Annotated in this window: 28 protein-coding genes; 12 read left to right on the forward strand and 16 right to left on the reverse strand. The window is 70.8% G+C overall.

The window, feature by feature from the left end:
* Nucleotides 1-126 precede the first annotated feature (126 nt).
* Together rpsI and rplM are read right to left on the reverse strand one after the other, a co-directional pair.
* Nucleotides 127-636, reverse strand: a complete 510-nt coding sequence (gene rpsI / locus ABD785_RS07905) for a 30S ribosomal protein S9 (protein WP_344823953.1) — start codon at nt 634-636, stop codon at nt 127-129.
* 103 nt (nt 637-739) lie between these two features.
* A complete protein-coding gene (gene rplM / locus ABD785_RS07910) occupies nt 740-1,192 on the reverse strand; it encodes a 50S ribosomal protein L13 (protein ID WP_344823955.1) in 453 nt (150 codons plus the stop codon).
* Between the two features lie 397 nt (nt 1,193-1,589).
* On the opposite strand from rplM, the gene ABD785_RS07915 reads away from it, so the two are divergent.
* Both ABD785_RS07915 and ABD785_RS07920 read left to right on the forward strand, forming a co-directional pair.
* The gene (locus ABD785_RS07915) at nt 1,590-3,164 is read left to right on the forward strand and encodes a hypothetical protein (protein WP_344823958.1); all 1,575 of its coding nucleotides are present in this window, start codon (nt 1,590-1,592) and stop codon (nt 3,162-3,164) included.
* 50 nt (nt 3,165-3,214) lie between these two features.
* Nucleotides 3,215-4,927, forward strand: coding sequence for a hypothetical protein (locus ABD785_RS07920; RefSeq protein ID WP_344823961.1), 1,713 nt, complete (start codon nt 3,215-3,217; stop codon nt 4,925-4,927).
* Here the strand turns inward: ABD785_RS07920 and truA are convergent.
* The 8 genes from truA to infA form a co-directional block, all read right to left on the reverse strand.
* A complete protein-coding gene (gene truA / locus ABD785_RS07925; protein WP_344823964.1) occupies nt 4,917-5,744 on the reverse strand; it encodes a tRNA pseudouridine(38-40) synthase TruA in 828 nt (275 codons plus the stop codon). The two genes, ABD785_RS07920 and truA, sit on opposite strands and share 11 nt — an antisense overlap.
* Before the next feature lie 114 nt (nt 5,745-5,858).
* On the reverse strand, nt 5,859-6,356 hold the full coding sequence (rplQ, locus tag ABD785_RS07930) for a 50S ribosomal protein L17 (protein WP_344823966.1): 498 nt from the start codon (nt 6,354-6,356) through the stop codon (nt 5,859-5,861).
* 149 nt (nt 6,357-6,505) lie between these two features.
* Nucleotides 6,506-7,522 carry a DNA-directed RNA polymerase subunit alpha gene (locus ABD785_RS07935; protein ID WP_344823967.1) on the reverse strand — a complete coding sequence of 339 codons (1,017 nt, stop codon included), beginning with the start codon at nt 7,520-7,522 and terminating at the stop codon, nt 6,506-6,508.
* Between the two features lie 126 nt (nt 7,523-7,648).
* Nucleotides 7,649-8,275, reverse strand: a complete 627-nt coding sequence (rpsD, locus tag ABD785_RS07940) for a 30S ribosomal protein S4 (RefSeq protein WP_344823969.1) — start codon at nt 8,273-8,275, stop codon at nt 7,649-7,651.
* A gap of 17 nt (nt 8,276-8,292) precedes the next feature.
* On the reverse strand, nt 8,293-8,694 hold the full coding sequence (gene rpsK / locus ABD785_RS07945; protein WP_344823971.1) for a 30S ribosomal protein S11: 402 nt from the start codon (nt 8,692-8,694) through the stop codon (nt 8,293-8,295).
* Between the two features lie 129 nt (nt 8,695-8,823).
* The gene (gene rpsM, locus ABD785_RS07950) at nt 8,824-9,204 is read right to left on the reverse strand and encodes a 30S ribosomal protein S13 (RefSeq protein WP_344823974.1); all 381 of its coding nucleotides are present in this window, start codon (nt 9,202-9,204) and stop codon (nt 8,824-8,826) included.
* A 182-nt stretch (nt 9,205-9,386) separates the two neighbouring features.
* Nucleotides 9,387-9,500, reverse strand: a complete 114-nt coding sequence (gene rpmJ / locus ABD785_RS07955) for a 50S ribosomal protein L36 (protein ID WP_106402415.1) — start codon at nt 9,498-9,500, stop codon at nt 9,387-9,389.
* Nucleotides 9,501-9,586: 86 nt separating this feature from the next.
* Complete coding sequence (gene infA, locus ABD785_RS07960; protein ID WP_123670005.1) at nt 9,587-9,808, reverse strand: translation initiation factor IF-1; 222 nt, start codon at nt 9,806-9,808, stop codon at nt 9,587-9,589.
* A 323-nt stretch (nt 9,809-10,131) separates the two neighbouring features.
* Between infA and ABD785_RS07965 the strand changes: the two genes are divergently transcribed.
* The 7 genes from ABD785_RS07965 to ABD785_RS07995 all read left to right on the forward strand — a co-directional run bounded on the left by ABD785_RS07965 (nt 10,132) and on the right by ABD785_RS07995 (nt 13,615).
* Nucleotides 10,132-10,998, forward strand: coding sequence for a helix-turn-helix domain-containing protein (locus tag ABD785_RS07965; protein WP_344823977.1), 867 nt, complete (start codon nt 10,132-10,134; stop codon nt 10,996-10,998).
* The gene (locus ABD785_RS07970) at nt 10,995-11,168 is read left to right on the forward strand and encodes a DUF397 domain-containing protein (protein WP_344823979.1); all 174 of its coding nucleotides are present in this window, start codon (nt 10,995-10,997) and stop codon (nt 11,166-11,168) included. The genes ABD785_RS07965 and ABD785_RS07970 overlap by 4 nt, the downstream gene beginning before the upstream one ends.
* A 166-nt stretch (nt 11,169-11,334) precedes the next feature.
* A complete protein-coding gene (locus tag ABD785_RS07975) occupies nt 11,335-11,760 on the forward strand; it encodes a hypothetical protein (protein ID WP_344823981.1) in 426 nt (141 codons plus the stop codon).
* Between the two features lie 162 nt (nt 11,761-11,922).
* Nucleotides 11,923-12,264 carry an ArsR/SmtB family transcription factor gene (locus ABD785_RS07980; RefSeq protein WP_344823984.1) on the forward strand — a complete coding sequence of 114 codons (342 nt, stop codon included), beginning with the start codon at nt 11,923-11,925 and terminating at the stop codon, nt 12,262-12,264.
* A gap of 11 nt (nt 12,265-12,275) precedes the next feature.
* A complete protein-coding gene (locus ABD785_RS07985; RefSeq protein ID WP_344823987.1) occupies nt 12,276-12,710 on the forward strand; it encodes an SRPBCC family protein in 435 nt (144 codons plus the stop codon).
* Nucleotides 12,711-12,811: 101 nt separating this feature from the next.
* Entirely contained in the window at nt 12,812-12,946 is a 135-nt protein-coding gene (locus ABD785_RS07990; RefSeq protein WP_344823990.1) for a hypothetical protein, read from the forward strand.
* Between the two features lie 99 nt (nt 12,947-13,045).
* Complete coding sequence (locus ABD785_RS07995; RefSeq protein WP_344823993.1) at nt 13,046-13,615, forward strand: hypothetical protein; 570 nt, start codon at nt 13,046-13,048, stop codon at nt 13,613-13,615.
* A gap of 25 nt (nt 13,616-13,640) precedes the next feature.
* On the opposite strand, the gene ABD785_RS08000 is transcribed toward ABD785_RS07995, so the two are convergent.
* Nucleotides 13,641-14,177, reverse strand: a complete 537-nt coding sequence (locus tag ABD785_RS08000; RefSeq protein ID WP_344823996.1) for a D-alanyl-D-alanine carboxypeptidase family protein — start codon at nt 14,175-14,177, stop codon at nt 13,641-13,643.
* Between the two features lie 110 nt (nt 14,178-14,287).
* Here ABD785_RS08000 and ABD785_RS08005 point away from each other — a divergent pair, with 110 nt between their 5' ends.
* From ABD785_RS08005 to ABD785_RS08015, 3 genes are read left to right on the forward strand one after another with little or no spacing between them, the layout of a single operon-like run.
* Nucleotides 14,288-14,962 (forward strand): response regulator, encoded by a 675-nt coding sequence (locus ABD785_RS08005; RefSeq protein ID WP_344823999.1) that lies wholly within the window; start codon nt 14,288-14,290, stop codon nt 14,960-14,962.
* Nucleotides 14,959-16,365, forward strand: coding sequence for an ATP-binding protein (locus ABD785_RS08010; RefSeq protein ID WP_344824002.1), 1,407 nt, complete (start codon nt 14,959-14,961; stop codon nt 16,363-16,365). The genes ABD785_RS08005 and ABD785_RS08010 overlap by 4 nt, the downstream gene beginning before the upstream one ends.
* Nucleotides 16,362-16,814, forward strand: coding sequence for a hypothetical protein (locus ABD785_RS08015; RefSeq protein WP_344824005.1), 453 nt, complete (start codon nt 16,362-16,364; stop codon nt 16,812-16,814). Before ABD785_RS08010 ends, ABD785_RS08015 begins: the two co-directional genes overlap by 4 nt.
* 4 nt (nt 16,815-16,818) lie before the next feature.
* Here ABD785_RS08015 and ABD785_RS08020 read toward each other — a convergent pair whose 3' ends face one another.
* Genes ABD785_RS08020 through ABD785_RS08040 form a run of 5 tightly spaced genes read right to left on the reverse strand, consistent with a single transcriptional unit; the run spans nt 16,819 to nt 22,000 of the window.
* Nucleotides 16,819-18,444, reverse strand: coding sequence for a hypothetical protein (locus ABD785_RS08020; protein ID WP_344824006.1), 1,626 nt, complete (start codon nt 18,442-18,444; stop codon nt 16,819-16,821).
* 58 nt (nt 18,445-18,502) lie between these two features.
* A complete protein-coding gene (locus ABD785_RS08025; protein ID WP_344824009.1) occupies nt 18,503-19,696 on the reverse strand; it encodes an ABC transporter permease in 1,194 nt (397 codons plus the stop codon).
* Nucleotides 19,697-19,704: 8 nt separating this feature from the next.
* Nucleotides 19,705-20,382, reverse strand: a complete 678-nt coding sequence (locus ABD785_RS08030) for an ABC transporter ATP-binding protein (protein ID WP_344824012.1) — start codon at nt 20,380-20,382, stop codon at nt 19,705-19,707.
* The gene (locus ABD785_RS08035) at nt 20,379-21,485 is read right to left on the reverse strand and encodes a peptidoglycan-binding protein (RefSeq protein WP_344824015.1); all 1,107 of its coding nucleotides are present in this window, start codon (nt 21,483-21,485) and stop codon (nt 20,379-20,381) included. Before ABD785_RS08035 ends, ABD785_RS08030 begins: the two co-directional genes overlap by 4 nt.
* Nucleotides 21,485-22,000: a hypothetical protein gene (locus ABD785_RS08040; RefSeq protein ID WP_344824018.1), complete on the reverse strand. Its 516-nt coding sequence runs from the start codon at nt 21,998-22,000 to the stop codon at nt 21,485-21,487. The genes ABD785_RS08035 and ABD785_RS08040 overlap by 1 nt, the downstream gene beginning before the upstream one ends.
* Between the last annotated feature and the right edge of the window lie 36 nt (nt 22,001-22,036).

The raw sequence follows: 22,036 nt of genomic DNA on the forward strand, positions 1-22,036 counted from the left end.
TCACCCTCATCGAACCGTCACGACACGACGTGAGATCGCCTGTCGTACCTGAAAAGTTGGCGAAAACGCCGAACGGCGGGCACCACGATGGTGGTGCCCGCCGTTCGGTCACGCAAGCAGCGGCACTTAGCGCTTGCTGTACTGCGGAGCCTTACGGGCCTTCTTGAGACCGGCCTTCTTGCGTTCCTTGGCCCGCGGGTCACGGGTGAGGAAGCCGGCGGCCTTCAGCGGCGGGCGGCTGTCCGGGTCCGAGATCTGCAGGGCGCGGGAGATGCCCATGCGCAGCGCGCCGGCCTGGCCGGTGGTGCCACCGCCGTTGATGCGCGCGATGACGTCCCACTGGCCGTCGAGGTCGAGCGTCACGAACGGGGAGTTCACGAGCTGCTGGTGGACCTTGTTCGGGAAGTACTCGTCGAGCTTGCGCCCGTTGATCTTCCACTGGCCGGTGCCCGGGACGATCCGGACGCGGGCGATGGCTTCCTTGCGGCGGCCGGTGGCGGACGCCGGACCGGTCGCGGCCGGGGTGCGCACGACGGCTTCGTCGGCGGCCTCCGGGGACTCGGTGGTGTACTCGGACGGGGCGTCCTCGTAGTCGAACGCCTCTTCCGTGGCGACCGACTCGGTGTTCTCAGACACGATTCTCCTGTTGGGTGTTCTGAACCGGGGCGGCGGACCCTAAGACAGCGGTTCCCTGGGCGCCCTGGCGGCCTCTTTTTCGGGTGGTCAGCGCGAAGCTGATCTACTTGACGATCTGCGAGACCTGGGTGATCTCGAACGGGACCGGCTGCTGGGCGGTGTGCGGGTGGTTCGGGCCCGCGTAGACCTTCACCTTGCCGAACATCGCGCGGCCGAGCTTGTTCTTGGGCAGCATGCCCTTGATCGCCTTCTCGACGGCCCGCTCCGGGTGCTTCTCGAGCAGGTCCTTGTAGGACGTGGCGCGCAGTCCACCCGGGTAACCGGAGTGGCGGTACGCCTTCTTCTGCTCGAGCTTCTTGCCGGAGAGGGAGATCTTGTCCGCGTTGATGATGATGACGAAGTCACCGGTGTCAACGTGCGGAGCGTAGATCGCCTTGTGCTTTCCCCGAAGCAGGATCGCGACCTGGCTAGCGAGGCGACCCAGCACGACATCAGTCGCGTCGATGACGTGCCACTGACGCTGCACGTCAGCGGGCTTAGGGGTGAACGTACGCACGGCGTGAGCCTTCATTTCTGTCGACTGCGGAATCCAGGTCCTTAGAGATGAAGGACCGGAGTGCCGGTTGCAAGAATGCCTGCACAGGCACAACCGACATGAGCTTGCCCCGAGCGAGGACGCTGCCTCGTCCAGGGCATTGACAGTGAGCACTGTCGAACGAGCAGGATATCCGAGGGTTCGAGCACGGGTCAAAGCGGCACCCCTCGTCCAGCCTCTGCGGACGGGCGTGAGATACCGCACTCCTACTGCTTCCCAGTATGCCTCAACGGCCACGATGCCCCGGCCAAGACGGGGATTTCGCCCCCTCGGAGGGCCCGTCGTGCAAAGCTGAAGTCGGCCTCGGGTCACGAAACCGCCCGGAGTCCACCCCGAATCAACCGTTAGGCTCCACATCATGGGTTATCCGGGTGACACGAACCAGCCGGGCGGACGCTCCAACGATCCCGCCTGGGCGGCACAGCCAGAGCAGGGCGAGCGCTCCCCGTGGGACGGCGACCCGCTGGAGACCGATCTCGACTGGTCCCGGCATCCCTTGAGCGCCCCCGTCGCGTCCGAGGACTCCTGGCACGGCGCACCCGGCCAGCAGGCCTGGCCGGAGCAGCCACAGCAGCAGGCGCCACAGCAGCAGCCCTGGCAGCAGCAGGAGCAGGCGCAGCAGGGCTCCCCGTGGCAGGACGGCCTCGCCCAGCAGGCCTCCTGGTCCGACCAGGTCGCCCCGCAGCAGCAGCCCTGGCCCGAGTCCCCCGCCCAGCCCTCCTGGGAGGACCCGAACTCCCAGGCCCAGCCCGCCTGGCAGGAGGCGAACTCGCAGGCCCAGCCGTCCTGGCAGGAAGCGAACTCCCAGGCCCAACCCGCGTGGCAGGACGAGCAGGGACGCCAGCCGTGGCAGGACGCCCCCTCCGCCGGCCAGTCCGCGTGGCAGGACGCGAACTCCCAGGCCCAGCCCGCCTGGCAGCAGCAGGAGGGCGTCCCGCAGCAGAACCCGTGGCACGAGGAGCCCGGCCGTCCCGCCGAGGGCGCGCCCTGGGCCGGAGCCGTCTCCCAGCAGCCCCCCGGTGAGCAGCCGTGGGGCGGCCAGCAGGCCCCCGGCGAGCAGCCGTGGGGCGGGCAGCAGCCGCCCGCCTACGGTCAGACCGAGCAGTGGAACGGTGGAGGCGAGGACGACCGTCCGGGTCTCGGCCGCGGCAGGATGCCGTCCGGTGCCAAGAAGAAGAGCAACGTCCCGGTCGTGATCGGCGCCGCGCTGATCGGCGTGGTGCTGGTCGGCGGCGGCGCCTATGCGCTGCTCAGCGGCGGCGACGCCGACAAGAAGACCCCGCCCGCGGCCGAGGGGACCCAGAGCCAGGCCCCCGCCGCGGAGAAGCCCGGCAAGACCAAGCCCGGCACGAAGCCGACCACCCCCAGCTCGGGCCTGCTGGCCGGCAAGAAGACCGACCCGAAGCCGCTGACCCTCGCCGAGGTCTTCGGCAAGAAGAAGTTCACCAGCGGCAAGACCACCTACCTGATGACCACGTCGACCTCCGCCACGTGCGCCAAGAGCGTCCACGGGACGAAGCTGGTCTCGGCGCTGGCGGCGGGCAAGTGCACGCAGTTCCTCCGGGCGACCTTCACCACCTCGGGCGGCAAGCTGATCGGCACGATCGGCGTCGCCAACCTGGGCACCGCCGCGGCGGCCAAGAACGTCGAGACCGTGGCGACCGCCAAGAACGCCAAGGACTCCTACGTGATCGCGCTGCCCGCCAAGGGCGTGACCTCGAAGATCGGCCACGGCGACGCCCTCGGCACCGCCCAGGCCCGCGGCCACTACCTGATCATGAGCTGGGTGCAGCTGCCGAGCGGCAAGGCGATCCCCGCCTCGGCCCGCACCGCCGTCTCCTCCTTCGTCCAGGGCACCGTCCTGGGCAGCGGGCTCGGCCAGGCGCTGCACTACCGCGACCAGAACGGGAAGCCGCTTCCCGCCGGAGGTTGATTTGTCGGCAAGCCCCCAGATCTTGCACGTTATGGCTAGGCTGTCGGTCCATGTCCGGTCCTGACGATGGCCCCAACGGAGCCGAGAACGACGGCACGGTGCCCTCGTTCCCCTCGGCGCCGCCGAGTTTCGGCCACCGATCCGCCGAACCCACCGCTCCCCAGCAGGTGCAGGGCCCACCGCCCACGCCCTGGTGGCAGCAGGCGGAGGCGCAGGCACAGGCGCAGGCCTTGCCCTACGACGACGTCCTCGTGGCGGGCCCGGCCTTCGACGCCGCGAACGCCCGCGCGTCCGTGCCCCCGCCCGGCGACTCCGACGACGCGCCGATCCTCGAGCCGGACGCGATCCACCCGCCGGGCACGGCGCCCACGGCCGCCAACCCGCTCCCCCTGGCCCCGCTCGACGACGAGCCGTCGCTGCCGCGTCCCTCCTTCGACGCCGCCGCCTCCTCGCACCTGGACTCCGCCGCTCCGGTGACGGGCCTCGCCGCCGACCAGACCCTGCTCGACGCTGCCGTGTTCACCCAGCCGCAGCAGACTCAGCCGCAGCAGACCCGGCCGCCGTGGGGCACCCTCGCCGTGGCCGCCGCCCCCGAGGAGCCTCCTGCGGCCCCCGCGGAGCCCGAGCCCGCCGTGCCCGAGGCCCCTGCCGCCGTGGCGGCGGAGGAGGCCGCTGAGCCCCTTCCCGAGCCGGAAGCGGCCGACGCCTCCGCCGCTCCGGTCCTGACCAAGCTCGACGGCATCCCGGTCAAGCCCGCCCTGGAGGCCGCTCCCCGGCAGGCCGCCCTGGCGGCCCCCGCCGGTGCCGAGCAGACCCTCCTGGACGCCTCGGTCCCGGCCCCCGCCGCCGCGGGCTCCCTCGACGGCGTCCTGCAGTGGGGCGGTGCCTCCGCCTCCGCCGCGGGCGGCCCGACCGTCATGGATCTGGCCGCCGCCCGGCCGCCGGTGATGATGCCGCCGAGCCCCGCCTTCGGCCTCCCCCAGGCACCGCCGCCGCCTCCTCCCGCTCCGCCCGTGCAGCAGCACGCTCCGAAGCGGAAGAAGAAGGCCGCCAAGAGGGCCAAGTACGCGGCCGTCGCTCTCGTCCCCGCCCTGGTCATCGCCGGTGCCGCCGCCGTGGTCCTGACCCGGTCGAACAGCGGGGAGGCCAAGACCGTCGCCCAGCCGTCGGCGTCGGTCCCCGCCGTCCCCGTGCCCGTGCCGACCACGCCCGCCCCCGAGCCGGAGGAGAGCGCCCCGCCGGTCAAGCAGAAGACCGGGTCGGCCGCCGACAGCTACAAGACCGACGAGAAGCTGACCCTCGCCCGCTTCTTCGGCGGCAAGGAGATCAAGGTCAGCGCCCACGCGTTCCTCCTGGACGCCCGCTCGCTGAACGACCGCTGCGACTACACCGCCCGCGGCGCGATGGTGAAGGCGCTCAAGACCGGCAACTGCCTGGGCGTGGCCCGCGCGACCTACCTGACCAGGAACAAGCGCATCGGCGTGACGGTCGGCGTCGTCGCGATGCCCACCAAGGCCGTCGCCACCAAGACCCGGGCGGTCGCCAACCCGGGCAAGCTCGACTGGTTCGTCGGACTGCCCGGCAAGCACACCAAGAACGTCATGGACCCCGACGGCTACGCGACGACCTCGTCCGCAGGCCGCTACGTCCTGTACGCCTACGTGCGCTACATCAGCGGCCCGCCGCCCGCCCCGAACGACAGGCAGCTCGCGAAGGTCGCCCAGGGCTTCCTGATCTACCTCAACCAGCCGCTCAGGGGCTGAGCAGGGTCCTGACCCTGCGGGTCTCCTGGGCCCGGGCGGCGAGGTCCTCGTCGGCCGGGTAGGAGATCTCGACCAGGGCGAGCCCGTGCGCGGGCGCGACCTTGACCGCCGAGTCCCGGACGCCGTTCAGGAGCACCTGCGCGGGCCACTCGATGTCGCGGCGGCCGTCACCGACCGACAGCAGCGCCCCGACCAGGGCACGGACCATCGAGTGGCAGAACGCGTCGGCCTCGACCGCGGCGACGGCCAGCCGGTCGCCCTTGCGCTCCCATTCGTAGCGCAGCAGCCGCCGGATCGTCGTGGCGCCCTCGCGCTTCTTGCAGTAGGCCGCGAAGTCGTGCTCGCCGACGAGCAGCGCCGCGGCGGCGTTCATCCGGTCGAGGTTCAGCGGCCGGGGGTGCCACACGGTGTCGTGCCGCTCCAGCGGGGCCACCCCGGTCGGGTCGTCGCACACGCGGTAGGAGTAGCGGCGCTTGAGCGCGGAGAACCGGGCGTCGAACCCGTCCGGCGCGATCTCGACGGCCGTCACCCGCACGTCGGGCGGCAGGACGGCCGACAGCCGCCGCGTGATCGCCCCGTTGATCTGCTGGTAGGCCGGGAACGGCAGCACGACGTGCGCCACCTGGCCGGTCGCGTGGACTCCCGCGTCGGTCCGCCCCGCGACGGTCAGCATCGGCGGCGGATCGAGGCGCATGATCCGCGCCAGGGCCTCTTCGATGGTCCCCTGGACGGTCCGCTGCTCCGGCTGGCGGGCCCAGCCCGCGAAATCCGTCCCGTCGTAGCTGATCTCGAGCCGGAGCCTTACCAACGCCGTCATGTTCCTGCTTTCGCTTCCTCGCTGCCCGGCGTCATTCTCTCAAAGGAAAAGAGCCCGCCGTCCCTCAGCGGGACGACGGGCTCTTTCGAGGCTAGGCCTTTACTCGGAACGCCTTTACTCGGCGGCCTTCTCGGTCTTCTCCTCGGCCGGAGCCTCGGCGACCTCGTCGGTCTCGGTCTCCTCGACCTCGGCGGCGGGAGCGGGGGCCGGGGCCGCCTTCTCCTCGGTCACCTTGCGGGTCGTGACACCGGAGACCTGCTCCTGGACCAGCTCGATGACGGCCATGGGGGCGTTGTCGCCCTTGCGGTTGCCGATCTTGGTGATCCGGGTGTAGCCACCGGGACGCTCCGCGAAGTGCGGGCCGATCTCGGTGAACAGCTTGTGCACCACGCCCTTGTCGCGGATCGTCCGGACCACGAGGCGACGGTTGTGGATGTCGCCCTTCTTGGCCTTGGTGATCAGCTTCTCGGCCAGCGGACGGAGCCGGCGGGCCTTGGCTTCGGTGGTGGTGATGCGGCCGTGCTCGAAAAGCGACGTGGCGAGGTTCGCCAGGATCAGCTTCTGGTGCGCGGCGGACCCGCCGAGACGGGCACCCTTGGTGGGCTGAGGCATTTCGTGTTCCTTTTCGGGCTCCGGCCGTTCGAGGTACCGGAGTCAGTCGTCCCGGCCGTGTGAGGAACCGGGAGCGGTGGGGCGGGAGCCGATTGACTCCCGCCGGTCACAGAGCTTTCGCTCGGCGTCTTCGTCAGCCTACGAAAGGCCTAGTACTGCTCGGTCTCCGCGTAGGACTCGTCGTCGCCGTCGCCGTAGGCGTCGGCGGCGGCGGTCGGGTCGAACCCGGGGGGCGAGTCCTTGAGGGACAGGCCCATGTCGTGCAGCTTCTGCTTGACCTCTTCGATCGACTTGGCGCCGAAATTCCTTATATCGAGGAGGTCCTGCTCGGAGCGGGCCACCAGCTCGCCCACCGAGTGGATGCCCTCGCGCTTGAGGCAGTTGTAGGAGCGAACGGTGAGGTTCAGCTCCTCGATCGGCAGCGCGAGGTCGGCGGCGAGCGCGGCGTCCGTCGGGGACGGGCCCATGTCGATGCCCTCGGCCTCGACGTTCAGCTCACGCGCCAGGCCGAAGAGCTCGACCAGCGTCTTACCGGCGGACGCGACGGCGTCCCGCGGCAGCATGCAGTGCTTGGTCTCGACGTCCAGGATCAGACGGTCGAAGTCGGTGCGCTGCTCGACACGGGTCGCCTCGACCTTGTAGGTGACCTTGAGGACCGGGCTGTAGATGGAGTCGATCGGGATGCGACCGATCTCCTGGCCCGGCTGCTTGTTCTGGGTGGCGGAGACGTAGCCGCGACCGCGCTCGACGGTCAGCTCCATCTCCAGCTTCGCCTTGCTGTTCAGCGTGGCGATCTTGAGGTCGGGGTTGTGCACCTCGACGCCCGCCGGCGGGGCGATGTCCGCGGCGGTCACGTCGCCGGGGCCCTGCTTGCGCAGGTACATGACGACGGGCTCGTCGTGCTCCGAGGAGACCACGAGCTGCTTGAGGTTGAGGATGATGTCGGTCAGGTCCTCCTTGACCCCCGGCACGGTGGAGAACTCGTGCAGGACGCCCTCGACCCGGATGCTGGTGACAGCGGCGCCGGGGATGGAGGACAGAAGGGTGCGGCGGAGGGAGTTGCCGATGGTGTAGCCGAAGCCCGGCTCCAGCGGCTCGATGACGAACCGGCTGCGGTACTCGTCCACCTGCTCTTCGGCGAGGGACGGACGCTGTGCGATCAGCATGCGTTGTTCTCTTCTCTGTCAGGGTCGCCCGCTATTTGACGACTCCCATAAACCGGGGTACCCCCCGAAGCCATATTCCTATGCCTTCGGGGGGCAGCGAGCTCTTTCCGCGAAGCCCGTAATGGACTACTTGGAGTAAAGCTCGACGATCAGCTGCTCCTGCACCTGGGTGTCGATCTGCTGGCGAACCGGCAGGGAGTGCACCAGGATGCGCATCTGGTCCGGGACGACCTCGAGCCAGCCCGGGACGGTGCGCTGGCCGGCCTCGGCCTTGGCGACCGCGAACGGGGTCATCTCGAGGGACTTCTTACGGACCTCGATGATGTCCTTCTCGGACACGAGGGCCGAGGGGATGTCCACCTTGTGGCCGTTCACGGTGATGTGGCCGTGGCGGATCGCCTGGCGGGCGGCGTCGCGGGACTTCGCGAAACCGGCCCGGAAGACGACGTTGTCGAGGCGGCGCTCGAGCAGCGTGAGCAGGTTCTCACCCGTCTTGCCGCTCTTGCGGTTGGCGACCTCGTAGTAGTTGCGGAACTGCTTCTCGAGGATCCCGTAGATGCGACGGGTCTTCTGCTTCTCACGAAGCTGCAGCTGGTACTCGGACTCCTTCGGCCGACCACGGCCGTGCTCACCCGGCGGGTAAGGACGGATCTCGATCGGGCACTTCGGGCCCTCGCACTTGCTGCCCTTGAGGAACAGCTTGGTCTTCTCGCGACGGCAGAGCTTGCAGTCTGCGCCTGTGTAACGAGCCATGTCTCTCTATCTCCTACTCAGACCCGGCGGCGCTTCGGCGGACGGCAGCCGTTGTGCGGGACGGGGGTGACGTCCTGGATCGAACCCACCTCGAGGCCGGTGGCCTGGAGGGAGCGGATCGCGGTCTCGCGGCCGGAGCCGGGACCCTTGACGAAGACGTCGACCTTGCGCATGCCGTGCTCCATGGCGCGGCGAGCGGCGTTCTCAGCGGCCTGCTGAGCGGCGAACGGGGTGGACTTGCGAGAGCCCTTGAAACCCACGTGGCCGGACGAGGCCCAGGAGATCACGTTCCCGTTGGGGTCCGTGATGGAGACGATGGTGTTGTTGAACGTGCTCTTGATGTGGGCGTGCCCGTGAGCGACGTTCTTCTTTTCCTTGCGGCGCAGCTTCTTCGCGCCCTGGCGGCTCTTAGGAGGCATTGCTTTCGTTTTCTCCAGAGGTCATCACTTGCGAGGGAAATGCGTTCTGAATGTCCCTCACACACCGAACGGGTTCCTGAGAGGAAGGAATCCGCTGGTCCCGTAGAAGGACCGCTCCCCTCTACGGGGTTACTTCTTGCCGGCCTTCTTCTTGCCGGCCACGGTCTTCTTCTTGCCCTTGCGGGTGCGTGCGTTGGTCTGCGTGCGCTGACCGTGCACGGGGAGCCCGCGGCGGTGACGGATGCCCTGGTAGCACCCGATCTCGATCTTGCGACGAATGTCGGCCTGAACCTCGCGGCGCAGGTCACCTTCGATCTTGAAGTTGGCGTCGATGTACTCGCGCAGCGGGACCAGCTCTTCATCGGTGAGCTGGTGCACCCGCAGGTCACCGGAGACTCCGGTGGCGGCGAGGGTCTCGAGCGCACGGGTGCGTCCGATGCCGAAAATGTAGGTCAGCGCAACCTCGAGCCGCTTTTCGCGGGGGAGGTCGACACCGGCGATACGTGCCATATCGGGCAGTGTCCCTTCTTACTTGGCGGAGGTCCTACCGACCACGTTCCCGTCCCTGCCCAGGGCGGGCCCGAGCCTCCGACTCGGGGTCATCCGTCCGTATCCCCTGCGGGACGCGACGAACTGCGGCCTGTTGTTGAGTTGTCGTCTTCAGACGCATCGGGCCCGGAGGCCCGGGGCGGCTAGCCCTGACGCTGCTTGTGGCGCGGGTCCTGGCAGATCACCATGACGCGGCCGTGCCGGCGGATGACGCGGCACTTCGAGCAGATCTTCTTGACGCTCGGCTTGACCTTCATGTGGGTCTCCTGATCAGTTGCTCAGGGTCATCCCGCGTCCCAGCCTGCTGGACAGGCACCGGACGGGGAAGGCAACCCCAATCGGTTTACTTGTAGCGGTAGACGATGCGCCCGCGAGTGAGGTCGTACGGAGACAGCTCCACAACGACACGGTCGTCGGGAAGGATCCGGATGTAGTGCATCCGCATCTTCCCGCTGATGTGCGCGAGGACCTTGTGCCCGTTGTCCAGTTCCACCCGGAACATCGCGTTCGGGAGGGACTCGACGACAACGCCCTCGATCTCGATGGCGCCTTCTTTTTTGGCCATGGCCTCCGCGCTTCACTGCTCGGTTACGTCTGTCCACCCGGGCGGGCACAAGCGTCCGCCCTCGGAAGAGAGAAGCGGATTTCCTGAAATCCCACTCGGGACGCCCAGTTGCACCTGGTGAGGTGCCGTGAGACCCTGCCACCAAAGTTCGAAACATCGTTCGAACACTCTGGGCATGCCAGGCCTGACACTGGACCGAATGGTGAGTCTACGCGACGCACCGGCGAAAGCGAAATCAAACGCGATCGCCGCACCCCGGGTGGGAAATTCCAGATCTTGGCCTTCGCACTGACACGCCACGCCCGGATCGTCACCATGAGTGTATGAGCACCCAAAGGTCCCCCGGTGACAGAACCCACCGCCTGGGCTCCCACCTCCGCGACATCCGCGACGGCCTGGGCCTCACCCTCACCACGGCCGCGGCCCGCCTCCACATGTCCCGCGCCGCCCTCTCCCGTCTGGAGACAGGCAGTTCAACCGCCAAGCCCAAAGACGTCGCCTACCTGTTGCTCCAGTACGGCGTCACCGACGAGGTCCTCCGCAAGAAGCTGATGAACCTGGCCGAGGCCCCCAGGCGCCAAGCCGACCTCATACGACGCTTCCCCGCGCTCCAAGGAGTCGGCGGCAACATCGGCATGGAGCTCGACGCCGCTTACAGCCACTGGTTTCACCTTCAGTTCGTCCCGCGCCACCTCCAGACGCTGGACTATGCGCGCGCGATCTTCGCGAGCAGCACGCTCGGCCACCAGGAGATTCAGAAGCGCATCGAGCAGCGGATGGCACACCAAGCGGCGTTCTTCGGGCTAGACGACCGCCTGCGCCATCACGCGATCATTCCCGAGTGGGTTCTTCACCAGAACCTCGGCGGCCCGGTGGTCATGGCGGGGCAGCTCCGCGCGCTGATCCACGCCGTCGCCAACGGCAAAACCCACCTTCAGGTTCTCGCCTTGAGCCAGACCCACCCGCCGGAAATCGGATCCTCATTCGTGGTGTTCGACTTCGCCCCCGGTGACTTCAGCCTGGTCATGGCCGATTCCCTGCTCGGTGCGAGACGGATCGAGGACGACTCTGAAATAGGTGTGTACAAGCAGGCTTGGCTCGACCTCAAAGACGCCTCCCTGCCCCAGGACTCCAGCGTGGACAAGATCGAGCAGATTCTTCAGCAATGCGAGTGCAGAATGACTGCATGACCAACTGGCGCAAGAGCAGCTACAGCGGTACCAGCGATGACGGCGTCACCTGCGTCGAGGTGGCAGAGCTCTCGCAGGGTGTAGGAGTGCGGGACTCGAAGAACCCGGAGCTGGGGCATCTTGATCTTTCGCTGCGGGTGTGGCGGGGGTTGACGGAGGGGCTGAGGTAGGGCATTACAGCTTTCCTGGTGCCGTTCGGCGTTGTACGTTTCCAACATGGCGGCTTATGAGTTCGAACTGGTCTTGAGCAGACCAGTCTTCGAGCATGAGCTCGACCAATTGTTCGAAAGAACCCAGGGATATGTCACGGTCGCGTGCGTTCGCGGGCCTTCGGAAGTGACCGGGCCGGGCCACGCGCGCTGCTCGTGGGAGGCGAAGTCCCTGGCCAAGGCCATGATCGAGGTCATCCTCATCACCGAGGCGACCGCTCCGGGGCTGGCCGTCCGGCGGGCCGAGGCCGATCCGCTGCTCGCGATGCGCGAGATCGCCGACCGGGTCGGGCGCACCGTGGAGTCCGTCAGGCTGGCCATCACCGGCCAGCGCGGGCCCGGCGGGTTCCCGCCGCCCGAAACCCACCGGCTGTGGCGCTGGTCTCATGTCGCCGCCTGGTACGGCATCGAGGACCCCGCCTTCAACGAGGCCGGCCCCACCGCCCTCGCCATCAACGGCTGGCTCGCGCTGCGCGAGGTCGTCCCCGAGGTCGCCCCCGACCCCCGCGTCCTCCTCGCCGCCCTCACCAACGCGGCCCGCGCCACCGCCTGACCGGCGTTCCCCCAGGCCACCGGCCGTCCATCGCCCCCTTGTCCCCCCTTGTCACCTCTCTGTCGCCCCTCTGTCGCCCTTTCGGCGCCCCCTCGCTTGACACCGGCCCTCGCCCGGCCTACGTTTAACACATCGGTTAATTAACAGGAGCGTTAAATACACATGGCCACGGACCGGCTCAGCGTCATCTTCGCCGCGTTGGCGGATCCGACCAGGCGGGCGATCCTCGCCCGGCTGGCGGACGGCGACGCGACGGTCTCCGAGCTGGCCGAGCCGTTCGAGATCAGCCTTCCGGCGATCTCCCGGCACCTGAAGGTGCTGGAGCAGGCCGGTCTGATCACGCGCAGCAGGTCGGCGCAGTGGCGCAGCAGCAGCCTCAATCCCGAGCCGCTCCGCGAGATCGAGGGCTGGATGGAGCGCTACCGCCGCTTCTGGGACGTCAACCTCGACCGGCTCGACGCCCACCTGAAACGCATCCAGCAGAACCAGCAAGAGAACGAGTGAAGGGAACCACCATGAACCTCGAGATGACCCGCGTCTTCAACGCCCCGCGTGAGCTCGTCTACCGCGCCTTCGTCGACCCCGACCAGCTCGCCCAGTGGTTCGGTCCGGTCGGCTTCAGCGTCCCGCGCGAGTCCGTCGACATCGAGGCGAAGGTCGGCGGCCACCAGCGCTTCACGATGGTCGACGACTCCGACCCCTCGATCGCCAACCCGATCGAGGCGACCTTCTCCGACGTCGTCGAGAACGAGCTCCTCGTCGGCTACCAGGACGTCCAGTTCCCCGGGGAGCCCCCCGTCCGCTTCGAGCTCCGCCTGGAGTTCGCCGACACCGACGGCGGCACCCTCCTCACCATCCACCAGGGCCCCTACTCCCCCGAAATGGAATCCGGCGCCCGCCAGGGCTGGGAGAGCTCCTTCACCAAGCTCGACACCCTCCTCGCCGCCTGACCCCGTCACCCTGTGACACACGTCTCTCACGGCGCCGGTCACGCCCGTTCCCCGCGCCGGGTCAACGAGGTGACCGGCAACGTGAGAGACAGGGGACGGACATGGAAGCGCGCATCGACTACTACGGCGACCCCGGCGCCGCGAAGTTCCTGAAGTCCATCAACGCGGCGGGCAGGGCGATCTCGGAATCGACCCTCCCCCCGGCGGGCGGCTACGTCCCGGGCCAGTGGTCCTGACCTGTCCCGCTTTTCGGGTGATAGGGGAATGTGTCGTTTGGGCTTCGCTGGTCGGGAACGGAAGAGGGACGAGCCGAGACGAGCGCGAGGAGAGCGACGATGAGCAACGACCACGGTCCCAGCGGGCGGCCCCCCGGCGCGGGGACGACGCCGACGGGTACGACCACGGACTGGCGTCCGGGGCCCTCGCCCGCCGTCGACGAGCCGGTCGCCTCGGGTGATCCCAGCGACGCCAAGGAGGCCAGGGACTTCGCCGACGAGCATCTCGGCACCGCCAAGGACAAGGCCGCCGAGGCCAAGGCCAAGGCGGTAGAGGCGAAGGACAAGGCCGTCGAGGTGGCCCGGAAGCCCGGCAACGGGGCGAAGATCGGCGGAGCGGCCGCGGCGGGCCTCGCGGTGCTGCTGTGGATGCGGCGCAGGCGCCGGAACCGGCGGCCGTCCACCCGCTGGGAGAAGACGAAGTCGGTGTCGGCGCAGACGGCCTCGATCGTCCGCGACCAGACCGCCGCGCTGCTGGCCAGCGACGCCGCCGCCCGCGCGAAGGACGGCGCCCGCAACGTCGCCGCCAACCCCGACTCCAGGCCGCGCGCCCAGGGCATGGCCGCGACGATCGGCACCATGGTCGTCATGCAGATCCTGCGCAGGGCCGCCCGGCGGACGCCCAAGTAGGGAGCCGACCGGCGTAGGGAGCCGATCAGCCGAGCGCGTCGCGCTTGAGCCCGGGGCATCCGCCCTTGGCGTACCGCGCGGCGTACTCGAAGTGCCACCACTCGTTGGCGTAGATCCGGCAGAGCCCGAACCGGGCTCCCTCGGTCTCCAGCCAGCGGGCGGTGGCCTCCGGCCTGATGTCGAGAGCGGTCCCCTTCACATGGGCGGACCGCTCCGGCGGCAGCACGTAGTGCCGGGCCGCCTCGGGCGAGCCGTACTTGCGGATCCCGTCGAGGAACTCCGCGCGCTGCTCCTCCGGCGTCCGGTAGCCGGAGGTGAGCTCCAGCGGCCGCCCCTGCGCCGCCGCGGCCGCCCGCGCCGCCGCGAACGCCCTGGCCGTGCCGGGCGTGAGCCCGGCCTTCCTGACCGCCGCCGCCCCTCCCACCGCGACCGGCCCCTCCTCCAGGACGGTCCGCGCCCGATCCGGGTCATGGTCGAGACCGGACGACACCGCCGCGAACAGGCCGACACCGGCGAGTGCGACGGGAACACAGAACAGGGCGATGCGGGTGCTGAGGCTCATGACACCAACCTCGGCAACGGGTTTCCCGATCCCGTACGCCCTTTGTCATGGTTTCGCCACAGAACGAGCCCGCCGCGCGGTCACGGCCGTGAGCTGCGGATAATCGGTTCATGGCCCATGTGCTCCTGATCGAGGACGACCCTTCGCTGCGCGGCGGCCTCGGCATGGGCCTGCGCCGCCAGGGCCACCGTCTGGACGAGGCCGCGACGGGCGAGGAGGGCCTGCGGATGCTCCGTGCCTCCCCGCCCGACCTCGTGGTCCTCGACCTGATGCTGCCGGGCATCGACGGATTCGAGGTCTGCCGCCGGGTCCGGGCCCTCGGCACCATCCCGATCGTCATGCTGACCGCCCGCGACGACGACCTCGACGTGGTGTCCGGTCTCGAGGCCGGCGCCGACGACTACGTGGTCAAGCCGATCGCCCCGCGCGTCCTGGACGCCCGGATCCGGGCCATCCTGCGCCGCGGCGAGCACACCCAGACCGGCCCCGAGGTCCACGGCTCCCTGACGATCGACCGCGACGCCCTGACCGTCTCCCGGGACGGCGTGCGGATCCCGCTGACCCCCACCGAGCTGCGGATGCTCCTGGAACTCTCCGCCTCCCCCGGCCAGGTCCTGTCGCGCCAGCAGCTGCTGGAGTCGGTGTGGGAGCACGACTACCTCGGCGACTCCCGGATCGTCGACGCCTGCGTGCAGCGGCTCCGGGCCAAGATCGAGCCCAGCCCGTCGCGGCCGGTGTACGTGCAGACCGTCCGGAGCTTCGGCTACCGGTTCGGGCCGCTGTGACGGGCGGGCTGCGGTTCCGGCTGCTGGCGGCGTTCGGCGCGCTGGCCCTGTTCACGACGGTCGCGACGGCCGGGATCGGCTACCTCCAGGCGCGGCGGATCATGCTGACCCGGGTGCAGAACTCGACGGCCGTCCAGGTGCGCGCGAGCCTCGACCGGATGGCCCCGCAGATCCCCTACCCGCCCGACCAGGCCGCGCTGACGGCCATCACCCGGGCGCTGGACGACCGGGACACCCAGGTCGCCGCCGTCTTCCGGGACCTGCGGGCGGAGACCGCGCCGGGCGTCCTGGAACGGGTCCCGGTGGAGATGCGCGAGCGGGCGACCTGGCGCGGGCTGGCCTTCCAGCGGTTCGAGCTGGCCGGGACGCCCCATCTCGCGGTGGGGGTGTCGGTCGACGCGTGGATGTCGGGCGAGATCGGCTACCGGCCGTCCGGCCTCCAGGTCTTCGTGATCAAGGGGCTGCTCGCCGAGGAGACCGACATCGAGAACATGGCGGACTCGGCCCTGCGGATCGTGCTCGTCGCGCTGGCGCTGGCCGTCGTCCTGGCCCTGGTCGCGGCCCGTCAGGTGCTGAGGCCCGTCCGGGAGCTGGACCGCACGGCCCGCCGGATGGCCGGAGGCGACCTGCGGGCCAGGCTGGACGTGCGGGGCTCCGACGAGCTCGCCCGGCTGGCCGGGACCTTCAACGAGACCGCCGCCGCGCTGGAGGAGACCGTCACCCGGCTCAGCGACCGGGAGGCCGCCGCCCGCCGGTTCGCCGCCGACGTCTCCCACGAGCTCCGCACCCCGGTCGCCGCGATGACGGCCGTCACCGAGGTCCTGGAGGAGGAGGCGCAGAACGCCTCGGCCGACCTCGCGCACGCCGCCAGGACCGTCGGCGAGGAGACCAGGAACCTGGCCAGGCTCGTCGACGACCTGATCGAGATCTCCCGGTTCGACGCGGGCGTCGCGGCCCTGACCCCCGACAGCGTGGACGTGGCGGAGGCCGTCGCGGGGTGCCTGCGCGCCCGGGGCTGGACCGGACGGGTGGAGACCGATCTCCCCGCCGGGATCCGGGCCCGGCTCGACCCGCGCAGATTCGACGTGATCATCGCCAATCTCGTCGGCAACGCGGCGAAGCACGGGGCTCCGCCCGTCGAGGTGCGGGCCTCGGTGTCCGGCGGAGAGATCGTCGTCGAGGTCCGCGACCACGGTCCCGGGCTGCCGCCGGGCCTGGACGAGGAGGTCTTCGGCCGGTTCGTCAAGGCCGACGCCGCCCGCACCCGCTCGGAGGGCAGCGGGCTCGGCCTGGCGATCGCCCTGGAGAACGCACGGCTGCACGGGGGCACGATCACGGCGTCCGGGGCGGAGGGCGGCGGTGCCCTGTTCACCGTCCGGCTCCCGGTGGGTGAGGTCACGTGAGGCGGCTCGCCGCGCTCGGGCTGCTGGTGGCGCTGGCCGGCTGCGGGATCAGGCCGACCGGCGTCGTGGACGCGGGCGGCCCCGCCGCGGGCATCGCGCGCGGCCCCCGGCTGTTCTTCTTCCAGGACGGGCGGCTGGTCTCCCAGGTCCGGCCGACCGGGCGGCTCGGCGAGCTGTCCGACAGCGTCATCGAGCTGCTGAAGGGCCCGCCCGCAGGGATGACGACCGAGCTGCCCGGCCGGCTGCGGTTCGTGTCGGCCGACGACGGCGACGGCGCGGGCGTCGTGGTGCGGTTCACCGGGGTGTCCCGGCTGCCCGAGGGGGCACTGCGGCAGATCGCCTGCACGGTGTCCGACCGCTTCGCGGCCACCAACTCCGGCAACGTGCCCTACGGCGTGATCGTCGTCCTCGGCGCGCGGCGGCTGCCGTCGCTGTCCTGCCGCTCCTGAGCTCTCAGCCGGTGAGGGCGGCGCGGAACGCGGTGAGGCCCTGTTCGTCGGGGTGGCCGCTGGCCAGGACCGACGCGACGACGTGCTGCCGGGAGTCGTCCGGGAGCTGGGCCAGCCGGGCGGTCAGGGCAGCCGGGCCGCGGCGCTCCAGCAGGGTGAGGAAGTTCTCCGCCAGGACCAGGCCGCCCTCGGCCTCGGTGAGGTCGTCCAGGCCGACCGTGCCCAGGTCGGTGAGCCGGGTCAGGGCCAGCGGGGCCAGGACGGGATCGGTGCGCAGGGACTCCAGCAGCGCCGGGCCCGTCTCCAGATCCGAGGTGAGCGCCCACAGCAGGGCGGCGGCCCTGCCGTGGAACGGGCAGTCGCGGATCGCCTCCAGCAGCGGCGCCGGGTCGTCGCCGTGCGCGGCCAGCCACAGCGCCAGCTCCTCGCGGGCGGCGTCCGGCGGATAGTGGTCGACCAGGACGCCCAGCAGCCCGGCGGGCGGGGCCCCGGTCAGCTCGCCGATGCGGCCCGCCTCCCTGCCCTCGGCCAGGTACTCGCCCCGGAGGATCGCCGTGGCCAGCGGGGTCAGCGCGACGAACGGAAGTCCTTCGGGATCCTCCACGGTGATCGCGCCCAGCAGCTCCAGGCCGTCCAGGACGTCGCCGACCCCGCCGAGCAGGTCGGCGTGCGACAGCTCGCGTTCGGCGGCCGTCGTCGGCAGGAACGGGTGCTCGGTGCGCAGGCAGTTCAGCCAGGTCGCCTCGGCCAGGCTGAACGCCGAAACCGGCGCCGCCATCCCGTACAGGGTGTGCAGCAGGTCGGGAACGGCGTCCCGGTAGATCACCCGGAACAGGCTGCCCTCGGTGGCCGCCGCCTCCAGCTCCAGCAGCGCGAGCAGGGCCCGCCGCCACACCTCGACCACGTCGCCCTCGGCGGGCCCGGTGGCCTCGGCCCAGGCCTCCAGGTAGGTCAGCTCGTGCGGCGGGATCCCCTCGCGCATCATCGCCAGGAACCCGCAGGACTCCGCCGCGGCCCGCAGCTCCGCCTCGTCCGGGACGTGCACCGGGAGCACGGGGGCCTTGCGCGCCGGCGGCTCGTCGCGAGGGCCGTCCAGGACCTGGGCGATGAGGCCGGCGTCGAGTTCGGTCCTGCCCGCCTTGACGTCCTGGAGGAAGGTCCTGACGGCCTCGGAGTCGGCCAGGTCGAGGCCGCGTTCGAACGCCGCCCGCATGACGATCGTCGCGGCCCCCGGCGTCTTCGGCTCCCTGACCAGCTCCAGGTAGCGGGGGCCGACGGCGTCGACCTCGGCGAGGCAGTCGGCGGCGGTGCCGCCGCGCGGGTCGAGCAGCCCGCTCGCGTCGAGGTAGCCGAGGAGCGCCCGGACCGAGCCGAGCGCCAGCGGGTAGGTCTCCGGCCCGGACGCCACCGAGTCGGGGATCCACTCCAGCAGCAGCCGCCGCACCTCGCCCGGGGTCCACCAGCCGAGGCGGCCGTCCGTGCTCTGGTGCCGGAACTCCAGCGCCAGCCGCACGAACACGCCGTCGACCTCGTCCCCGCGCTGCGCCGCCCAGGCCAGGCAGCCCCATTCCACGAGCCCGGCGACCTCGGCGAACTCGTCCTTCTCCGCCACCTCGAGCCACATGCGCATGTACTCAAAGTACTGACGCCCGAAGGTCCGGGAGACGGGGTTACCGAACACTCCCCTCTCAGCTCGCGGCCAGTGCTTCGGTCGGGGCCAGACGGGCCGCCCGGAGCGCGGGGTACAGGCCCGCGACGCCCCCGATGACCAGCGTCGAGCCGAGCCCGCCGGCCATCGCCCAGGCCGGGACGAGCGCGGGCCAGCCCTGCGCCGAGGCGTAGCCGGCCGTCACCCCGATCCCGATCAGCAGCCCGAACAGCCCGCCGAGCAGCGACAGGAGCTGCGACTCGACCAGGAACTGGAGCCTGATCTGGCCGCGGGTGGCGCCGAGCGAGCGTCTCAGCCCGATCTCGGCGCGCCGCTCCAGCACCGAGATCACCATCGTGTTCGCGACCCCGACCCCGCCGACCAGCAGCGACACCGCGCCGAGGCCGAGCAGCAGCGAGCCGAGCGTGTCGTCGGCGGCCTGCTTGGCGGCCAGCGCGTCGGACGGCCGCGACACGTTCACCTCGGACGGGTTCTCGGGGTTGGCCGTGGGCCCGAGCACGGCCTGGACGTCCTCGACCGAGTCCTCGGCCGCCCGCGTGTAGATCGTGGTCGGATATCCCTCGAATCCCAGCTCCCGCTCCGCGACCGGCCAGCCGACGAGCGCGGCGGTGTCCAGCTCGGGGGCGAGGGCGTTGGCGCCGAGCAGCCCGGTCACGGTGAACCAGCGGCCGCCCAGCCAGATCTGGGTGTCGACCCCCGTGGTGTGCACGCCGAGCAGCCGGGCGGCGACCGGCCCGAGCACGACGGCCGGGAGCCGCTCGGTGGCGGCGTTCAGCCACCGGCCGGAGACGATCTCGGCGCCGACCGTCGCGGGCAGGTCGGTGCGGGCGGCGTAGACGCCGATGCCGCCGGTCCTCTCGGCCGGGACCCGGTCGTTGCGGTAGACCTTCGCGTCCGTCCGGCCGATCGCCGAGACGGACTCGACCGGCCCGATGTTCCCGATCATCGCGACGGCCTCGCGGGGCAGATGGGCGTCGCCGCCGCCGAAGGACTGCCCGGTCTTGGTGGTCAGCAGGTTGGTGCCGAGCGCGGACAGCCGCCGGTTCAGGTCCTCCTTGCTGGAGGTCGAGATCCCGACCACGCAGATCATCGCGGCGATGCCGATGGCGATGCCCAGCGCGGAGAGGACCACTCTGGCCGGGCGCGACCGCAGGCCGGAGACGCCCACCCGGAGCACGTCGGCGGGGTGCAGCCGGGGCGGTTTCGGCTTCATGTTCGGCTTCATGAGGCCACCAGGGTGTCGTGGGCGATGCGGCCGTCCCTGATCCGGACGGACCGGGGCAGCGAGCCCGCGATCTCGTGGTCGTGCGTGATGATCACGACGGTGGTCCCGGCGGCGTTGAGGTCGCGGAGCACGTCCATGACGACCGCTCCGGACGCGGAGTCGAGCGCCCCGGTCGGCTCGTCGGCCAGCAGCAGCGGCGGGTCGCCGACCACCGCCCGGGCGATCGCGACCCGCTGCTTCTCCCCGCCCGACAGCTCGTGCGGCCGGTGACCGAGGCGGTGGCCGAGGCCGACCGAGCGCAGCGCCTCGGTGGCCAGCCTGATCCGCTCCGGGCGGCGCCTGCCGCTGTAGAGCAGCCCGTCGGCGACGTTGTCGACGGCCGGGACCCCCGCCGCGAGATGGAACTGCTGGAACACGAAGCCGATCGTGCCGCCGCGCAGGGCCGACAGCTCCCCGTCGCTCAGCTCGGAGACATCGTGGCCGCCGACCCGGACGGTCCCCGAGCCGGCCCGGCTGAGCGTCCCGACGATGTTGAGCAGGGTCGACTTGCCCGACCCCGAAGGCCCGACGACCCCGACCAGCTCTCCCCGGCCGATCACCAGATCGACGTCCCGCAGCGCCACGACGTCTCCGTACAGCTTGCTCACCCCGGCGAGCTCCACGACCGGGCTCACTGCGGCACCCCCACGACCAGGCCCTCGCCGAGCCCCGCGCCCGTGACCTCGACCAGGCCCCCGGCGAAGACGCCCGTCTCGACCCGGACGTAGGAGGAGACCCCGCCGGTGACGATCTCGACGGCGTAGCCGCCCTCCCGCAGCGCCACCAGCGCCGTGACGGGCACCGCGAGCACGTCCTTGCGGCTCTCGGCCTCCAGGGTCACGTCGACCGGCGCCGACTGGTAGCGGCCGAGGCCCTTCTGGTCCCTGACGGCCAGCTCGACGGGCAGGGTGGCGTCCGCGGCCTTCGTCGTGCCGCCCTGCTGCGCCTCGGCGGTCGCGGCCGAGCCGACCCGGGTGACCACGGCCTTCACCGTGGCGCCGTCGGGCAGCTCCACCGTGGCCCGGGTCCCCTCGGCGACCAGGTCCTCGTGCTCGGCCTTCAGCTCGACCGTCACCTTCCTGGTGGTCCCGGTCCAGGTCAGGACGGTGCCGCCGCCGGGGTCTCCGACGCCGAGCTTCACCTCACCGACCCTGATCGCGCCGGGAGCGACGATCACCGAGCCCTGGGTGATCGTGCCGGTCGTGTCCAGGCCCAGGTCGTCCTGCCAGCGCTCGACCGCGTCGGCGGTGCCGGAGGTGTAGGTGCCGTCCACGGTGAAGCCGTCGTAGCCGAGGGCCGCGAGGTTCTTCTCCACCACCCGGACGTCCTTGCCCTCCGTGCCGGAGGACAGGGTCCGGTAGACCGGGGTCGCGCCGTAGAACAGCGGGATCCGGTGGCCGTCGAGGGAGTAGACGGTCTCTCCGCGTTCGACGGTCTCCCCGTCCGACGGCACCCAGGTGATCGTCCCGGGCCGGGCGGCCACCGAGCGGACATCGCCGAAGCCGAGGTTTCCGGCGACCGTCTCGGTCCTGGTCAGCGTCCGCTTCTCGATCTTCGCGGTGGCCGGCGGGCCGGTCGGGGCCGTCGAGGCGTCGCCGTCCGATCCGCCGAACCCGGCCGCGGCCCAGACGGCGGCCACGCCGATCACCCCGGCGCCGCCGACGGCGAGCACGGCCCGCCACGGGCGGCGGCGGCGCGGGGCCGGGGCCTCCAGGCCGGCCGGGTGCTTCACCACCATCACGAGCCGCCTCCGGGAGTGAAGAAGGGGAACTTCTTCTGGCAGGCCCGGGCCGCGTCCATGAATCCGGGCTTGTCGCGGTCGAAGTTCGCGAAGTCGAACCCGTCCGGGCCGGGGTCGGCGAAGTCCTGGCCCTCGTCGCGCATGCACTGGGCGAACTTCCGCATCTTCTCCAGGGTCGCGGCGTCGGGGTTCGTGAGCTGCTGGGCGGCCTGCGGCATCGCGTCGCGGCAGGCCTCGAGCGCCTTGCGGGTGGCCGCCTCGTCGCCGCTCGCCAGGGACTCGCGATCGAGCTGCCCCGTCGTGGGATCGGGGTCGTCGACCTTGAGGCCGTTGTCGCGCAGGCACTGCGCGAACTCCTTGTTCTTCTCGACCGTGCTCCGTGAGGCCGTCGCGCTGGGCGCGGGCCCGCCGGTGGCCAGGGAGACGACTCCCGGCTCGTCACCGTCGCCGCCTCCGCAGCCCGTGAGCAGGACGAGGGCCAGGAAGCCCGCCGTGATCGCTGTCGGTTTCATGGCGCCGAGCCTGGCGAACCGGGCTCGGGCCCACCT

Origin of the sequence: Actinocorallia longicatena (assembly GCF_039534125.1) — a bacterium.
GTDB lineage: Bacteria > Actinomycetota > Actinomycetes > Streptosporangiales > Streptosporangiaceae > Actinocorallia > Actinocorallia longicatena.

Bases quoted from the DNA above. Each gene is read 5' to 3' on its own strand.
- ABD785_RS07915 (WP_344823958.1), top strand. From the start codon at position 1,590: ATGGGTTATCCGGGTGACACGAACCAGCCGGGCGGACGCTCCAACGAT.
- ABD785_RS07920 (WP_344823961.1), top strand. From the start codon at position 3,215: ATGTCCGGTCCTGACGATGGCCCCAACGGAGCCGAGAACGACGGCACG.
- truA (WP_344823964.1), bottom strand. From the start codon at position 5,744: ATGACGGCGTTGGTAAGGCTCCGGCTCGAGATCAGCTACGACGGGACG.
- rplQ (WP_344823966.1), bottom strand. From the start codon at position 6,356: ATGCCTCAGCCCACCAAGGGTGCCCGTCTCGGCGGGTCCGCCGCGCAC.
- ABD785_RS07935 (WP_344823967.1), bottom strand. From the start codon at position 7,522: ATGCTGATCGCACAGCGTCCGTCCCTCGCCGAAGAGCAGGTGGACGAG.
- rpsD (WP_344823969.1), bottom strand. From the start codon at position 8,275: ATGGCTCGTTACACAGGCGCAGACTGCAAGCTCTGCCGTCGCGAGAAG.
- rpsK (WP_344823971.1), bottom strand. From the start codon at position 8,694: ATGCCTCCTAAGAGCCGCCAGGGCGCGAAGAAGCTGCGCCGCAAGGAA.
- rpsM (WP_344823974.1), bottom strand. From the start codon at position 9,204: ATGGCACGTATCGCCGGTGTCGACCTCCCCCGCGAAAAGCGGCTCGAG.
- rpmJ (WP_106402415.1), bottom strand. From the start codon at position 9,500: ATGAAGGTCAAGCCGAGCGTCAAGAAGATCTGCTCGAAGTGCCGCGTC.
- infA (WP_123670005.1), bottom strand. From the start codon at position 9,808: ATGGCCAAAAAAGAAGGCGCCATCGAGATCGAGGGCGTTGTCGTCGAG.
- ABD785_RS07965 (WP_344823977.1), top strand. From the start codon at position 10,132: ATGAGCACCCAAAGGTCCCCCGGTGACAGAACCCACCGCCTGGGCTCC.
- ABD785_RS07970 (WP_344823979.1), top strand. From the start codon at position 10,995: ATGACCAACTGGCGCAAGAGCAGCTACAGCGGTACCAGCGATGACGGC.
- ABD785_RS07980 (WP_344823984.1), top strand. From the start codon at position 11,923: ATGGCCACGGACCGGCTCAGCGTCATCTTCGCCGCGTTGGCGGATCCG.
- ABD785_RS07985 (WP_344823987.1), top strand. From the start codon at position 12,276: ATGAACCTCGAGATGACCCGCGTCTTCAACGCCCCGCGTGAGCTCGTC.
- ABD785_RS07990 (WP_344823990.1), top strand. From the start codon at position 12,812: ATGGAAGCGCGCATCGACTACTACGGCGACCCCGGCGCCGCGAAGTTC.
- ABD785_RS07995 (WP_344823993.1), top strand. From the start codon at position 13,046: ATGAGCAACGACCACGGTCCCAGCGGGCGGCCCCCCGGCGCGGGGACG.
- ABD785_RS08000 (WP_344823996.1), bottom strand. From the start codon at position 14,177: ATGAGCCTCAGCACCCGCATCGCCCTGTTCTGTGTTCCCGTCGCACTC.
- ABD785_RS08005 (WP_344823999.1), top strand. From the start codon at position 14,288: ATGGCCCATGTGCTCCTGATCGAGGACGACCCTTCGCTGCGCGGCGGC.
- ABD785_RS08020 (WP_344824006.1), bottom strand. From the start codon at position 18,444: ATGCGCATGTGGCTCGAGGTGGCGGAGAAGGACGAGTTCGCCGAGGTC.
- ABD785_RS08025 (WP_344824009.1), bottom strand. From the start codon at position 19,696: ATGAAGCCGAAACCGCCCCGGCTGCACCCCGCCGACGTGCTCCGGGTG.
- ABD785_RS08035 (WP_344824015.1), bottom strand. From the start codon at position 21,485: ATGGTGGTGAAGCACCCGGCCGGCCTGGAGGCCCCGGCCCCGCGCCGC.
- ABD785_RS08040 (WP_344824018.1), bottom strand. From the start codon at position 22,000: ATGAAACCGACAGCGATCACGGCGGGCTTCCTGGCCCTCGTCCTGCTC.